This window comes from Pseudomonas sp. c313 (genome assembly GCF_055407145.1).
The window spans coordinates 51,959-66,186 of record NZ_JBUZRD010000001.1 but is presented as its reverse complement, the minus strand read 5'-3'; the positions used below and the strand labels follow the sequence as shown (position 1 = coordinate 66,186).

Here is a 14,228-nt window from a genome sequence, read left to right as displayed (position 1 = left end):
TTGCCTTACACTGCGCGCCTATGACCACCATTCCCCACACTCAAATTGCCGAACCCGCCGTCACCTGCTCCACCTGCGCCGCGTGCTGCTGCCAGTTGGAAGTCATGCTGATCACCGACACCGGTGTGCCTGAACGTTTTATCGACACTGACGATTGGGGCGGCGAAGTCATGCTGCGCCTGGACGATGGCTGGTGCGCGGCGCTGGATCGCAACACAATGATGTGCAGCATCTACGAGAAACGCCCGCTGATCTGCCGGGAGTTCGAGATGGGTGCGCCGGAGTGCATCGACGAGCGCCAGGGGATTGCGACGATGTATCGCTGATCTTCGATCAGATGTGGGAGCCTATCTGTGTTTGGCCGCAATCGCAGCCAAACCGAACAAGTGTTTCATAAGAAGCATTCCTTCCGAACGAAGTTCGTATGATTTTCTACAGGCTAACGTCCTATAGAAGTTCAGTGCAAAAAGAACGCGACCTTACAAACTTTTCACAAGACAAAGCTTCGTACAACACCTGAAGATTTCCATAGTGTTGGTAGGATTTTTCTCAGGTGTTCCGGATCGCCACTCGTCCAGAATTGCGCCGTCCGGGGATTGCCCTCGGCCAACAATCCGCGCTCACCCAAAAGCCGCTGCAACTGACGTGCAACCGCCGCCCCGGTGTCGATCAGGATGATCGTGGGCGGTAGCAGTTGCGCCAGCAGTGGCTTGAGAAAGGGATAGTGAGTGCAGCCCAGAATAATGGTGTCGCAACCGGCCTCGACCAGCGGTTCGACATAACCTTGCAACAGCAGGCGCAAGGCAGGGCTGCTCAGGTCGCCGGTTTCGATCAGCTCCACCAGCCCCGGACACGGCTGGGTAATCACCCGCACGTCGGTGGCAAAGCGGTCCAGCAACGCGGCGAACTTGGCGCTCTGCAGCGTGCCGGTGGTCGCCAGCACGCCGACCACGCCACTGCGGGTAGCCGCCGCAGCCGGTTTGACGGCGGGTTCCATGCCCACCAGCGGCCAATCGGGAAAATCCCGCCGCAGGTCAGCGACAGCAGCCACGGTCGCGGTGTTGCACGCGATCACAAAGGCCTTGGCACCCTGCTCGCGGAAAAACCCGGCGATCAGCCGAGAGCGTTCGCGAATAAATTCCGGAGTTTTCTCGCCATAGGGTATGTGCCCGCAATCGGCCACGTACAACAGCGACTCATGGGGCAATAGGCGCTGGATTTCGTCCAGCACCGACAGGCCGCCGACACCGGAGTCGAACACACCAATCGGCGCGTCCTTAACCATGTCGGGTACCGCAGACGCTGCAACCCGGATCTCGCTTGACCCGCAACTCACGAAAACGCGTGGTCAAGGCATCGATCAACAACAGCCGCCCTACCAGCGGCTCACCGAAACCGGCCAGCAGCTTCAGCGCTTCCAGGGCTTGCAGGCTGCCCACCAAACCCACCAGCGGGCCGATTACGCCGGCTTCGCTGCAAGTCAGTTCGGCTTCGCTGCCGTGCCCGTATAAACAGTGGTAACACGGACTTTCGGCACGCCGGGGATCGAACACCGAAAGCTGACCGTCCAGACGAATCGCCGCACCGCTGACCAGCGGTTTACCGGCAGCCACACAGGCGGCATTTACCGCTTCGCGGGTGGAGAAGTTGTCGGAGCAATCCAGCACCACGTCTACCGCAGCCACGGCGGCGGCCAGGGAGTCGGCGTCCAGCGCGGTGCGATGGGCGACCAATTGGATCTCAGGATTGATCGCGCCCAGGCGGCGGATGGCCGAATCGACTTTGGTAAGGCCCACACTGTCGGTGTCGTGGATGATCTGGCGTTGCAGGTTGGTCAGGTCGACGGTGTCGAAATCCGCCAAATGCAGTTCACCAACGCCGGCTGCCGCGAGGTACAAGGCAACCGGTGCGCCCAGGCCGCCGAGGCCGACAATCAGCGCACGGCTTTTTTTCAGGCGCAACTGGCCGTCGATGTCGACATGCTGCAACAGAATCTGCCGGCTATAGCGCAACAGTTCCTGATCGGTCAGCACGGCCGGCGTCCCAGGCTGATGCGTTCGTGGCCGCCGAGGTCGATGCGGCTGTGGACCTCTTCGAAGCCTTGCGCCAGCAACAGGTCGCGAACGGCCTGGGCCTGGTCATAACCATGCTCCAGCAGCAGCCAGCCGCCGGCATCCAGATGCGCGGGTGCCTGAGCGATGATCAGGCGCAGGTCGTCCAGGCCATCGTGGCCGGCCACCAAGGCGCTGGCCGGCTCGAAACGCACATCACCGGCTGCCAGGTGCGGGTCGGTGTCGGCGATATACGGCGGGTTACTGATGATCAGGTCGTAGGTGTGATCTTTCAGGGCGCTGAACCAATGGCTGTTCAGCACCGTGGCGTTGTTCAGGTGCAGGCGCTGGCGATTACGCTCGGCGAGGGCCACAGCTTCGAGCACGCGGTCGACCGCAGTGACTTTCCAATCCGGACGCTCGTTGGCCAGAGCCAGGGCAATCGCACCACTGCCGGTGCCCAAGTCCAGGACATTGGCCGGCGTGGCGGGCAGTAATTCCAGGGCGGCTTCCACCAACAACTCGGTTTCTGGACGCGGGATCAGCGTGTGCGGTGCCACTTCCAGGTCCAGCTTCCAGAACCCTTGCTGGCCGAGGATATAGGCCACGGGCTCGCCGCTACGGCGGCGTTGCAGGTAGCTGGCGAAGGTCAGCGCGGCTTCGCTGCTGACGATCTTTTCCGGCCAGGTGTGCAGGTAGCTGCGAGACTTGCCCAGGGCAGCGGCCAGTAGCAATTCCACATCAAGGCGCGCGGTGGGCGAGTCAGGCAACTCGGCGGCGCGTAACAAACTAGCAATAATGGTCATTTATTCACCTATCGCTGCCAGTTGGTCGGCCTGGTATTCGGCCAGCAACGGCTCGATCACCGCGTCCACGCCACCGGCAAGAATTTCATCCAAGGAGTACAGGGTCAGGTTGACCCGGTGATCGGTGACCCGGCCCTGGGCAAAGTTGTAGGTCCGGATGCGCTCGGAACGGTCACCGGAGCCCACCAGCAATTTGCGCTCGCTGGCAATCGCATTGGCGGCGGCGCTGGTCTGCTGGTCATTGAGCTTGGCCGACAGCCAGGACATCGCACGCGCTCGGTTTTTGTGCTGGGAACGCTCTTCCTGACACTCCACCACAATACCCGACGGCAAGTGGGTGATACGGATTGCCGAGTCGGTCTTGTTGACGTGCTGGCCGCCAGCACCCGATGAACGGTAGGTGTCGACCCGCAAGTCCGCCGAGTTGATCTCGATGGCTTCCTGCTCGTCCGGCTCAGGCAACACCGCCACGGTGCAAGCCGATGTGTGAATGCGGCCCTGGGATTCAGTGGCCGGAACCCGCTGTACGCGGTGAGCGCCAGATTCGAATTTCAGCTTGCCGTAGACGTTGTCGCCTTCAATCCGGGCGATGACCTCTTTATAGCCGCCATGTTCACCGATGTTCTCGGACAGGATCTCGACACGCCAGCCGCGGCGTTCGGCATAGCGCGAATACATGCGAAACAGGTCCCCGGAGAAGATCGCCGCTTCGTCACCGCCAGTGCCGGCACGGATTTCCAGGAATACGTTGCGCCCATCGTTGGGGTCCTTGGGCAGCAACATGCGTTGCAGGTCGCCTTCCAGTTCGATCAGCCTGTCCTTGGCTTCGCGCACTTCTTCAACAGCCATTTCGCGCATGTCCGGGTCGCTGTCCTTGAGCAACGCCTGGGCGCCTTCGAGGTCAGCCTGAACCTTGAGCAGCTGTGTATAGATGGCCACAATGGGTTCAACTTCCGCGTATTCCTTGGAATAGGTGCGGAACTTGTTTTGATCGGAGATGACTTCGCCATCGCCGAGCAAGGCGGTCAGTTCCTCGAAACGATCCTGGATCATGTCCAGCTTATTGAGCAGTGACGCTTTCATTGCGGTTTTTTATCCGAAGCCGACGTGCCCTCATTGAGGGCAAAGAGTTCCTGGGCCATGGCCAGCGCATCGAGGCGGCCTTCGGCAGTCAGTTTTTTAAGCTGTACGCTTGGGGCGTGCAGCAATTTGTTGGTGAGGCCACGGGCCAGGTGCATCAGCACGTCTTCGGCGCTGCTGCCGTTGGCCAGCATACGCTGGGCCTTGATCAATTCCTCATCCCGCAGGCGCTCGCCCTGCTGGCGGTAAGCCTTGAGCACATCGACGGCGGCCAGTTCACGCAGGCGCACCATGAAGTCATCGGCGCCGGCGCTGACCATTTCCTCGGCTGCCTGGGCTGCGCCCTGGCGGCTCTTGAGGTTTTCAGCGACCACTTCGTGGAGATCGTCGACGCTATAGAGGTAAACGTCGTCCAACTCGCCGACTTCAGGCTCGATATCCCGGGGAACGGCGATATCCACCATGAAGATCGGCTTGTGCTTGCGCAGCTTCAAGGCGCTTTCTACCGCGCCTTTACCGAGGATCGGCAACTGACTGGCGGTGGAACTAATCACGATGTCGCTGCGCACCAGTTCGGCGGGGATTTCCGAGAGCAACACCGCGTGGGCGCCAAACTGCTCGGCGAGGATGCTGGCACGTTCCAGGGTACGGTTGGCTACGACGATCCGCTTGACCCCCAGCTCATGCAGGTGGCGGGCGACCAGGGTGATGGTTTCGCCGGCACCGATCAGCAGCGCCTGGCTGCGTTGCAAGTCGCTGAAGATCTGCTTGGCCAGGCTGACAGCGGCAAATGCCACGGAGACCGGGTTTTCGCCGATGGCGGTATCGGTGCGCACCTGTTTGGCCGAGTTGAACGTGGCCTGAAACAAACGCCCCAGCAGCGGGCCGATGGTCCCGGCTTCACGGGCCACGGCGTAGGCCGATTTCATCTGGCCGAGAATTTGCGGTTCGCCCAATACCAGCGAATCGAGCCCGGAGGCGACCCGCATCATGTGACGAACTGCCGCATCTTCTTCGTGCACATAAGCGCTTGCGCGCAGCTCTTCAAGGCTCAAATGGTGGTAATCAGCCAGCCAGCGCAGCACCACATCCACCGAAAGATGTTCCTGCTCTATATAGAGCTCGCTGCGATTGCAGGTAGAAAGGATCGCAGCTTCGCGGCTGTCAGTGAGCCGGCAGAGCTGCTGCAAGGCCTCAACCAACTGCTCCGGGGTAAACGCTACGCGCTCGCGGACGTCTACAGAAGCAGTCTTGTGGTTAATACCCAGAGCAAGGAAGGCCATTCAATATCGCTGATGATGTCGAGAGGCCGACAATTGTCCTACTTCGCCTGATTCAGAACAACCATTGCCGTCTATTGCCCTAATAGCTTACGCCATAAAACGCGTTGCCCTCAGGTTCTTCGCGAGCACGCTCGCGCCTACACGGTTATGTTTGGCCGAAGGCTTGTGTCATGATGATCCGACCGCAGGTTAGTCGTCCTCTTCCTATATGAATAGATCTTCCGCGTTGCTCCTTGCTTTTGTCTTCCTCAGCGGCTGCCAGGCCATGGCCCCCGTATCGCCGGACGGTTCGCCACCGGTAGAAGACAGCACTCCCACCCCTGAAAAGCCCAAGGTTTACTCCTCGTTCAGTGAAGCGACGGTATTCAGTCTGCTGAGTGCGGAACTGGCCGGCCAGCGCAATCGTTTCGACATTGCCCTGGATAACTACGTGACCCAGGCCATCAATACCCAGGACCTTGGTATTTCCGAGCGAGCGTTTCGCATTGCCGAGTACCTGGGCGCCGACCAGGCCGCGTTGGATACTGCGCTGATCTGGGCGAAAAACGCCTCGGACGACCTTGAAGCCCAACGTGCAGCGGCGATCCAACTGGCTCGCGCCGGGCGCTATGACGACTCCATGATCTATATGGAGAAAGTGTTGCAGGGCAAGGGTGACACCCACTTCGACTTCCTCGCGCTGTCGGCTGCCGACACCGACCAGGACACTCGCACCGGTCTGATGAAGAGTTTCGACCGGCTGCTGCAAAAGCACCCGAAGAATGGCCAGCTGATTTTCGGCAAGGCCTTGTTGTTGCAACAGGATGACGAAGCCGAGGCCGCCTTGACGCTGCTGGAGCGCAACCCGCCGGAAGACGGTGAAGTCGCCCCACTGCTGCTGCGGGCGCGCCTGCTGCAAAACCTCAATCGCGGCAAGGAAGCCTTGCCGTTGCTGGAAAAAAGCATCAAGAAGTACCCGGACGACAAGCGCCTGCGCCTGACTTACGCCCGCATGTTGGTGGAGCAGGACCGCATGGAGGATGCCAAGGTAGAGTTCGCCAGCCTCGTCCAGCAATACCCGGATGATGACGAACTACGCTACTCCCTGGCGCTGGTCTGTCTGGAGGCCAAGGCCTGGGATGAGGCCAAGGGCTACCTGGAAGACTTGATCGCCCGGGAAAGCCATGTCGACTCGGCGCACCTGAACCTGGGGCGTATCGCTGAAGAGCGCAACGACCCGCAAGGCGCGTTGATCGAGTACGCCCAGGTCGGCCCCGGCAATGACTACCTGTCAGCCCAACTGCGTCAGGCCGATATCCTGATGAACAACGGTCGCACCGATGAAGCGGAAAAACGTCTGACGGCGGCACGGGATGCAGAGCCGGACTACGCCATCCAGCTCTACCTGATCCAGGCCGAGACCTTGTCGGCCAACAATCAGGGCGATCGCGCCTGGAAAGTACTGCAGCAAGCACTACTGCAATACCCCGACGACCTGAACCTGCTGTACACCCGCGCCATGCAGGCAGAAAAACGCAATGACCTGGCGCAGATGGAAAAAGACCTGCGCCTGATCATCAAGCGTGACCCGGACAACGCCATGGCACTGAACGCCCTGGGTTACACCTTGTCCGACCGTACAACGCGCTATGCCGAGGCCAAGGTCCTGATCGAGCAGGCTCACCAGCTCAACCCGGAAGATCCGGCCGTGCTCGACAGCCTGGGCTGGGTGAATTACCGCCTGGGCAACCTGGATGAAGCCGAACGCCTGCTGCGCCAAGCCCTTGAGCGATTCCCCGACCAGGAAGTCGCCGCTCACCTGGGCGAAGTGCTCTGGGCCAACGGCAAACAGCGCGAAGCCAGACAAATCTGGAAGAAGTTCCTCAAGGAACAACCCGAAAGCCCTATCCTGCGCAGCACCATCAAGCGCCTGACCGGATCCGAGACCCTTTAAGATTATGTTTTTGCGCCACGCCATCGTTTTCAGCTTTATCGCCCTGCTCGCCGGTTGCGCGGGCTTCGGCGCACGCGAGTCCGTCGAAGGCCAGGGCAACCTGGCACAGTGGCGACAGCACAAGGATCAACTGAACAGCCTCGACGGCTGGCAGATCAGCGGCAAGGTCGGGATTCGCGCACCGAAGGACTCGGGCAGCGGCACCCTGTTCTGGCTGCAACGCCAGGATTACTACGACATCCGACTTTCCGGCCCCCTGGGACGTGGCGCTGCACGCCTGACCGGCCGACCGGGGCAAGTGAGCCTCGAAGTCGCCAACCAGGGCCGCTATGAAGCGCCGAACCCCGAAGGTCTTCTGGAAGAACAACTGGGCTGGAAATTACCAGTGTCGCATCTGGTGTGGTGGGTTCGCGGGCTGCCCGCACCTGACAGCAAGAGCCGCTTGAGCCTCAATGGCGACAGCCGCCTGGCCACCCTGGAACAGGATGGCTGGCAGGTCGAGTACTTGAGCTATGTCGAACAGAACGGTTACTGGCTACCCGAGCGCATCAAACTGCATGGTACTGACCTTGACGTCACGCTGGTGATCAAGGACTGGCAACCACGCAAGCTGGGGCAATAACATGACGGCAAAGCGCCTGACCCTACCCGCTCCAGCCAAGCTCAACTTGATGCTGCACATTCTTGGTCGCCGTGAAGACGGTTACCACGAACTGCAGACGCTGTTTCAATTTCTCGACTACGGCGATGAACTGACCTTCGTTGTACGCGATGATGGCGTGATTCAACTGCACACCGAGTTCGAGGGAGTACCCCACGACAGCAACCTGATCGTGAAGGCAGCAAAAAAACTTCAGGAACAATCTGGATGCGCGCTGGGCATTGATATCTGGATCGACAAGATCCTACCCATGGGCGGTGGAATCGGCGGTGGCAGCTCCAACGCTGCCACCACCCTGCTCGGCCTGAACCACCTGTGGCAACTGGGCTGGGACGAGGATCGCCTGGCTGCGCTGGGCCTGACACTGGGTGCAGACGTCCCGGTTTTCGTCCGTGGACACGCCGCTTTTGCCGAGGGAGTGGGGGAAAAACTCACCCCTGTAGACCCCGAAGAACCTTGGTATGTCGTGCTTGTTCCGCAAGTATCTGTAAGTACAGCAGAAATTTTTTCAGATCCACTGTTGACACGTAACTCTACTCCCATTAAAGTGCGCCCCGTTCCCAAGGGAAACAGTCGAAATGACTGCTTACCGGTTGTAGCAAGGCGTTACCCAGATGTACGTAACGCTTTGAATTTGTTAGGTAAATTTACCGAAGCAAAATTAACCGGAACTGGAAGTTGTGTGTTTGGGGGCTTCCCAAACAAAGCTGAAGCTGATAAAGTCTCGGCCCTTCTTACAGAGACCCTTACAGGGTTTGTAGCAAAAGGAAGCAACGTTTCGATGTTGCATCGCAAGCTGCAAAGTCTGCTCTAAAAGGAACCGAGTGCTGGGCACTCGTTGCAACAAATACAGGGGCGTCGCCAAGCGGTAAGGCAGCAGGTTTTGATCCTGCCATGCGTTGGTTCGAATCCAGCCGCCCCTGCCATTTTCGTATACTCATCCAGGTTACCCTCAGCCTTCAGGTACTGCGCGTGTCCAAGATGATGGTCTTTACGGGGAACGCCAACCCCGATCTGGCTCGGCGTGTTGTACGTCAGCTGCATATCCCTCTCGGTGACATCTCTGTCGGTAAATTCTCCGACGGCGAAATTACAGCCGAGATCAATGAAAACGTCCGCGGTAAAGATGTCTTCATTATTCAGCCGACTTGCGCTCCGACCAACGATAACCTGATGGAACTCGTCGTGATGGCTGATGCCTTCCGCCGCTCCTCAGCGACTCGAATCACAGCTGTAATCCCTTATTTTGGTTATGCCCGTCAGGATCGCCGTCCGCGTTCCGCACGTGTGGCCATCAGCGCGAAAGTCGTTGCTGACATGCTGACCGTGGTAGGCATCGACCGTGTTCTCACGGTTGACCTGCACGCTGACCAAATCCAGGGGTTCTTCGATATTCCAGTAGATAACATCTACGGCTCCCCCGTCTTGGTGGATGACATCGAAGACCAGCGCTTTGAAAATCTGATGATCGTGTCCCCGGACATTGGCGGCGTCGTGCGTGCACGTGCTGTTGCCAAGTCCCTGGGCGTGGATCTCGGGATCATCGACAAACGCCGTGAGAAAGCCAATCACTCTGAAGTGATGCATATCATCGGTGATGTCGAAGGGCGCACCTGTATTCTGGTCGATGACATGGTCGACACCGCCGGCACTCTGTGCCACGCGGCGAAAGCCTTGAAAGAGCACGGTGCAGCCAAAGTCTTTGCCTACTGCACACACCCTGTGCTGTCAGGTCGGGCGATCGAGAACATCGAGAACTCAATGCTGGACGAACTGGTGGTGACCAACACCATCCCGTTGTCCGCTGCTGCTCAAGCCTGTTCGCGTATCCGTCAACTGGATATCGCACCGGTAGTTGCCGAGGCGGTTCGCCGCATCAGCAACGAAGAATCGATCAGTGCGATGTTCCGTTAAGGGTCAACCCTTGGCGACATCCCACTGACGAAAAGCGCCCCGCCCCAGCATATTGTTGGGGCGGGGCTTTTTTGCCCATATCGCCTTTAGCGCTGGTCGCAAACGCTGGGGCGAATGTGGTTATTTTGGAGATACAACATGAACGATTTTACTCTGAATGCTGAAGTGCGATCTGACCTGGGGAAAGGTGCGAGCCGCCGCCTGCGTCGTCTCGCAAGCCTGGTTCCAGCTGTAGTTTACGGTGGCGAAAAAGCCCCTGAATCCATCAGCATGCAAGCTAAAGAAGTTGCCAAACTGCTGGAAAACGAAGCCTCGTACAGCCACATCATCGAGCTGAACATCGGCGGCAAAAAGCAGAACGTCATCATCAAGGCACTGCAACGTCACCCAGCTAAAGGCCACGTGCTGCACGCTGACTTCGTACGCGTTGTAGCCGGTCAGAAACTGACCGCTATCGTGGCTGTACACTTCGTTGGCGAAGCTGCCCCGATCAAGAAAGGCGGCGAAATTTCGCACGTTACCGCTGAGATCGAAGTGACCTGCCTGCCGAAAGATTTGCCTGAGTTCATCGAAGTCGACCTGTCGAACGCTGAAATCGGTGACATCATTCACCTGTCCGACCTCAAAGCCCCTAAAGGCGTAGAGTTTGTTGCTCTGGTTCACGGCAATGACAAAGCCATTGCAAACGTTCACGCTCCACGCGTTGCTCCAGAAGCTGAAGAAGCCGCTGCAGAGTAATTCACTCTGTAACGTAGGAGCTTGAGGAAACATCGCGGACCGAAACGTAGCGAGAAAGCGGGCGAGAACGCGAAGTTTACTTTTGAGTAAATGAGCTCTTGTCGTCCACTTTCGCCGCACGTTGGTTGCGGCGGTGTTATCCACAACTCCAAAGGAAGGGCCCCTGTCGTGACTGCCATTAAACTGATCGTTGGCCTGGGAAATCCAGGCGCAGAATACGAACAGACCCGGCATAACGCGGGGGCCCTTTTTGTTGAGCGCATCGCCCACGCCCAAGGTGTAAACCTGGTGGCCGATCGCAAATATTTTGGCCTGACCGGACGCTTCTCGCATCAAGGTCAGGATGTTCGTCTGCTGATACCCACCACCTACATGAACCGCAGCGGCCAAGCCGTCGCGGCGCTTGCGGGTTTCTTCCGGATCAAACCCGAAGAAATCCTGGTGGCCCATGACGAATTGGACTTGCCACCCGGTGTTGCCAAGCTCAAGCAAGGCGGCGGGCATGGCGGTCATAACGGCCTGCGCGACATCATCGCGCAGTTGGGCAATCAGAATACCTTTTACCGTCTGCGGCTTGGCATTGGCCACCCAGGCGTCGCCAGTATGGTTTCAAACTTCGTCCTGGGTCGTGCGCCACGCGCCGAACAGGAAAAACTCGATGCCAGCATCGATTTTGCCCTCGGCGTGCTGCCGGATATCTTCGCCGGGGAATGGAACCGTGCGATGAAAAACCTGCACAGCCAGAAGGCCTGACTCTTATCCAAGGGGAAACACCATGGGATTCAATTGCGGCATCGTCGGCCTGCCCAACGTCGGCAAGTCCACCCTGTTCAACGCCCTGACCAAATCAGGTATTGCGGCGGAGAACTTCCCCTTCTGCACCATCGAACCCAACACCGGTATCGTGCCGATGCCCGATGCACGCCTGGAAGCACTGGCGGTCATCGTCAATCCCAAGCGCATCCTGCCGACCACCATGGAGTTCGTCGACATCGCAGGCCTGGTGGCCGGCGCGTCGAAAGGTGAAGGCCTGGGCAACAAGTTCCTCGCCAACATCCGCGAGACCGACGCCATCGCCCACGTGGTCCGCTGCTTCGAAGACGAGAACGTGATTCACGTCTCCAACAGCGTCGACCCGAAACGCGACATCGAGATCATCGACCTGGAACTGATCTTTGCCGACCTCGACAGCTGCGAGAAGCAACTGCAAAAGGTCACTCGCAATGCCAAGGGCGGCGACAAGGATGCTGTGGTTCAGAAGGCTCTGCTGGAGCAACTGATCGCTCACTTCACTGAAGGCAAACCAGCACGTAGCCTGATGAAAAGCATGAACACCGACGAAAAGGCGGTGATTCGTGGTTTTCACCTGCTGACCACCAAGCCTGTCATGTACATCGCCAACGTGGCTGAAGACGGCTTCGAGAACAACCCGTTGCTCGACGTGGTCATGGCCATTGCCAAAGAAGAAGGCGCCATTGTCGTACCGGTCTGCAACAAGATCGAAGCGGAAATCGCCGAGCTTGATGACGGCGAAGAAAAAGACATGTTCCTTGAGGCCCTGGGCCTGGAAGAGCCTGGCCTGAACCGTGTGATCCGCGCCGGCTACGAAATGCTGCACCTGCAGACTTACTTCACCGCTGGTGTTGAAGAAGTCCGCGCATGGACCGTCAAAGTCGGTGCCACCGCACCACAAGCCGCTGGCGTGATCCACACCGACTTCGAAAAAGGTTTTATCCGCGCCGAAGTCATCGCCTACAACGACTTCATCCAGTTCAAGGGTGAAGCCGGTGCCAAGGAAGCCGGTAAATGGCGCCTGGAAGGTAAGGAATACATCGTTAAGGATGGCGACGTGATGCACTTCCGTTTCAACGTCTAAACCCTGGCGCAGAACAAAAAGCCGATGCAATGCATCGGCTTTTTTGTGGGCGTCTGACCGATATCCTACATGCCAGAAAGAATCCAACTGGCACGCGCAATGACACAATAAAATGTAACAATTTGGCAACTCCACTAAATACATAAGACCACACCCACACAACGCTTCCTAAAAACCACTAATCCCCCACCATCTAAAAAAAACCAAAAACCCCAGACTACTCCTACCTCCAATAACGTTTTAAAACAGCCACCGCACTTGAATATTTATTATTTTTAGCTTCCACTCCGCTGCTCAGTCTATAAGTATTCAAACTCACCATTTATCACCAATGACAACGGTATAGACTTGCGTTCTACTGCCTTTAAGAAAATGACCAAGCGGCTCAAGTAGTTGAAATCGTAATCGGTCTGACGGAGGCAATAAATATGTTGCAGCAAGAGTGATGTCGGCATCCCACAAGATCAACGACGACAACCTCCCCCCTCTAATTGAATGTCCGGATCTGGAAGCCACGATCAGGAATACTGCGACACTAAATGTCGACATTTTGTTACTTGGGGAAACTGGAAGCGGCAAGGACACCCTGGCTGAAAGAGTTCATCGCTTATCCGGGCGCAGGGGCAACTTTGTTGCAATCAATTGTGCAGCGATCCCGGAAACACTCGCCGAAAGCCAATTGTTCGGCGTCACCAATGGTGCATTCACCGGCGCGGTGCAATCACGAGCTGGCTTTATCGAAGCGGCACATTTGGGAACCTTATACCTCGATGAAATAGACAGCATGCCCCTGGTTCTACAGGCCAAATTACTACGAGTATTGGAATCAAGAGGTGTCGAACGACTGGGGTCAACCAAGTTTATTGCCGTGGACATGCGGGTGATCGCCTCGGCACAACAATCTCTGCATGAGATGGTCGAGCAAGGCCTATTCAGGCGGGATTTGTATTTTCGTCTCAACGTCGTCGCCATTAACCTGCCAGCCTTGCGCGAGCGCCGGGAGCGTATCATCCCGTTATTCCTGAATATGATTGAGCGCGAAGCCAAGCATTTCCAATTTCCCGCCCCCATTCCCCCAAGCGTCCTGCTCCAGCAACTGCTCTGCCATTCGTGGCCAGGCAATGTCCGCGAACTGGGTTCGGCTGCCAAACGCTTTGTACTCGGCTTGCCTGCGATTCCAACCCAAGGGAATGAACATCAAGGGGTCACAATGAACCTCAAGGAACGATTACAACAAATAGAGAAGGTACTGATCGAAGACTCAATGCGTCGCCACCAGCGAAGCATTGATGCGGTCTCACTTGAATTGGGGATGGCCAGGCGGACGCTTTATCACCGGATGAAACAACTGGAAATACCCACTCATTGAGTTGATGGAACCAGAGAGCCGGAATCACCACTTATTGTGCAAGCCAGCTCCAATTGGCTTGACTGGACTTGTGAATCCATAGTCAACATGAAACTTCAGTTCTCTAGGAGATTAACGATATGACTAGCGGTATAACGCAACTTCCGATGCAGTTAATCCAGAGCGCTGCACCTATAGCAGGTACAGCCGCAGGAACGGCGTTGGGTGCAGCTGTAGGTGGCCCCCTCGGCGGTATGGTGGGCGGCGCTATCGGTGGCGTCGTGGGGCAAGCAGCGAGCAGCGTCCTTGAACAACAGAGACCTTTGAGTTATTGATGAAGTTTGAGTAGTCGTCAATGCAATAGAGTATTTTTTTGTACAGAAAATAATAATCGACGACCCACAATCAGAATCTTGACTTATTAGCCGAATGTTGCACACCAGAACTTACCGAAGGTTCTGTATCACGGATACATTCCATGCTCTTGATTTATGCATTGGCAGACAGACCCGTCGCAAACAATACGTGACCTACGGGG

Annotated in this window: 14 protein-coding genes and 1 tRNA gene; 10 read left to right on the top strand and 5 right to left on the bottom strand. The window is 57.4% G+C overall.

Annotated elements, in window-relative coordinates:
• Positions 1–20: 20 nt before the first annotated feature.
• Entirely contained in the window at positions 21–326 is a 306-nt protein-coding gene (locus tag ACZRKZ_RS00355) for a YkgJ family cysteine cluster protein (protein WP_149411743.1), read from the top strand.
• Positions 327–490: 164 nt separating this feature from the next.
• Here ACZRKZ_RS00355 and murI read toward each other — a convergent pair whose 3' ends face one another.
• The 5 genes from murI to hemA are packed head-to-tail and all read right to left on the bottom strand — an operon-like array spanning position 491 to position 5,220.
• Positions 491–1,285 (bottom strand): glutamate racemase, encoded by a 795-nt coding sequence (gene murI / locus ACZRKZ_RS00350; protein WP_463980402.1) that lies wholly within the window; start codon positions 1,283–1,285, stop codon positions 491–493.
• Positions 1,278–2,033 carry a molybdopterin-synthase adenylyltransferase MoeB gene (locus tag ACZRKZ_RS00345; protein WP_463980401.1) on the bottom strand — a complete coding sequence of 252 codons (756 nt, stop codon included), beginning with the start codon at positions 2,031–2,033 and terminating at the stop codon, positions 1,278–1,280. Before ACZRKZ_RS00345 ends, murI begins: the two co-directional genes overlap by 8 nt.
• A complete protein-coding gene (prmC, locus tag ACZRKZ_RS00340; protein ID WP_463980400.1) occupies positions 2,027–2,857 on the bottom strand; it encodes a peptide chain release factor N(5)-glutamine methyltransferase in 831 nt (276 codons plus the stop codon). The genes ACZRKZ_RS00345 and prmC overlap by 7 nt, the downstream gene beginning before the upstream one ends.
• On the bottom strand, positions 2,858–3,940 hold the full coding sequence (prfA, locus tag ACZRKZ_RS00335; protein ID WP_133101953.1) for a peptide chain release factor 1: 1,083 nt from the start codon (positions 3,938–3,940) through the stop codon (positions 2,858–2,860).
• Positions 3,937–5,220 (bottom strand): glutamyl-tRNA reductase, encoded by a 1,284-nt coding sequence (hemA, locus tag ACZRKZ_RS00330; RefSeq protein ID WP_463967991.1) that lies wholly within the window; start codon positions 5,218–5,220, stop codon positions 3,937–3,939. Before hemA ends, prfA begins: the two co-directional genes overlap by 4 nt.
• Before the next feature lie 208 nt (positions 5,221–5,428).
• On the opposite strand from hemA, the gene ACZRKZ_RS00325 reads away from it, so the two are divergent.
• The 9 genes from ACZRKZ_RS00325 to ACZRKZ_RS00285 all read left to right on the top strand — a co-directional run bounded on the left by ACZRKZ_RS00325 (position 5,429) and on the right by ACZRKZ_RS00285 (position 13,711).
• Positions 5,429–7,153: a tetratricopeptide repeat protein gene (locus tag ACZRKZ_RS00325; protein ID WP_463980399.1), complete on the top strand. Its 1,725-nt coding sequence runs from the start codon at positions 5,429–5,431 to the stop codon at positions 7,151–7,153.
• 4 nt (positions 7,154–7,157) lie between these two features.
• Positions 7,158–7,775, top strand: coding sequence for a lipoprotein insertase outer membrane protein LolB (gene lolB / locus ACZRKZ_RS00320; protein ID WP_463967989.1), 618 nt, complete (start codon positions 7,158–7,160; stop codon positions 7,773–7,775).
• Position 7,776: 1 nt separating this feature from the next.
• A complete protein-coding gene (gene ispE, locus ACZRKZ_RS00315; protein WP_463967988.1) occupies positions 7,777–8,628 on the top strand; it encodes a 4-(cytidine 5'-diphospho)-2-C-methyl-D-erythritol kinase in 852 nt (283 codons plus the stop codon).
• A 37-nt stretch (positions 8,629–8,665) separates the two neighbouring features.
• A tRNA-Gln gene (locus ACZRKZ_RS00310) sits at positions 8,666–8,740 on the top strand.
• 46 nt (positions 8,741–8,786) lie between these two features.
• Entirely contained in the window at positions 8,787–9,728 is a 942-nt protein-coding gene (locus ACZRKZ_RS00305) for a ribose-phosphate pyrophosphokinase (protein ID WP_003208392.1), read from the top strand.
• 138 nt (positions 9,729–9,866) lie between these two features.
• Positions 9,867–10,466, top strand: coding sequence for a 50S ribosomal protein L25/general stress protein Ctc (locus ACZRKZ_RS00300; protein WP_133101948.1), 600 nt, complete (start codon positions 9,867–9,869; stop codon positions 10,464–10,466).
• Positions 10,467–10,634: 168 nt separating this feature from the next.
• Entirely contained in the window at positions 10,635–11,219 is a 585-nt protein-coding gene (pth, locus tag ACZRKZ_RS00295) for an aminoacyl-tRNA hydrolase (protein ID WP_003208389.1), read from the top strand.
• 22 nt (positions 11,220–11,241) lie between these two features.
• Positions 11,242–12,342: a redox-regulated ATPase YchF gene (gene ychF / locus ACZRKZ_RS00290; protein WP_149411753.1), complete on the top strand. Its 1,101-nt coding sequence runs from the start codon at positions 11,242–11,244 to the stop codon at positions 12,340–12,342.
• Positions 12,343–12,787: 445 nt separating this feature from the next.
• Entirely contained in the window at positions 12,788–13,711 is a 924-nt protein-coding gene (locus ACZRKZ_RS00285) for a sigma 54-interacting transcriptional regulator (RefSeq protein WP_463980398.1), read from the top strand.
• Positions 13,712–14,228 lie beyond the last annotated feature (517 nt).

What these genes read in the sequence shown, in the direction of transcription:
- murI (WP_463980402.1), bottom strand. Translation starts at nt 1,285, where the DNA reads ATGGTTAAGGACGCGCCGATTGGTGTGTTCGACTCCGGTGTCGGCGGC.
- ispE (WP_463967988.1), top strand. Translation starts at nt 7,777, where the DNA reads ATGACGGCAAAGCGCCTGACCCTACCCGCTCCAGCCAAGCTCAACTTG.
- ACZRKZ_RS00355 (WP_149411743.1), top strand. Translation starts at nt 21, where the DNA reads ATGACCACCATTCCCCACACTCAAATTGCCGAACCCGCCGTCACCTGC.
- ACZRKZ_RS00325 (WP_463980399.1), top strand. Translation starts at nt 5,429, where the DNA reads ATGAATAGATCTTCCGCGTTGCTCCTTGCTTTTGTCTTCCTCAGCGGC.
- ACZRKZ_RS00285 (WP_463980398.1), top strand. Translation starts at nt 12,788, where the DNA reads ATGTCGGCATCCCACAAGATCAACGACGACAACCTCCCCCCTCTAATT.
- prfA (WP_133101953.1), bottom strand. Translation starts at nt 3,940, where the DNA reads ATGAAAGCGTCACTGCTCAATAAGCTGGACATGATCCAGGATCGTTTC.
- prmC (WP_463980400.1), bottom strand. Translation starts at nt 2,857, where the DNA reads ATGACCATTATTGCTAGTTTGTTACGCGCCGCCGAGTTGCCTGACTCG.
- hemA (WP_463967991.1), bottom strand. Translation starts at nt 5,220, where the DNA reads ATGGCCTTCCTTGCTCTGGGTATTAACCACAAGACTGCTTCTGTAGAC.
- ACZRKZ_RS00300 (WP_133101948.1), top strand. Translation starts at nt 9,867, where the DNA reads ATGAACGATTTTACTCTGAATGCTGAAGTGCGATCTGACCTGGGGAAA.
- lolB (WP_463967989.1), top strand. Translation starts at nt 7,158, where the DNA reads ATGTTTTTGCGCCACGCCATCGTTTTCAGCTTTATCGCCCTGCTCGCC.
- ychF (WP_149411753.1), top strand. Translation starts at nt 11,242, where the DNA reads ATGGGATTCAATTGCGGCATCGTCGGCCTGCCCAACGTCGGCAAGTCC.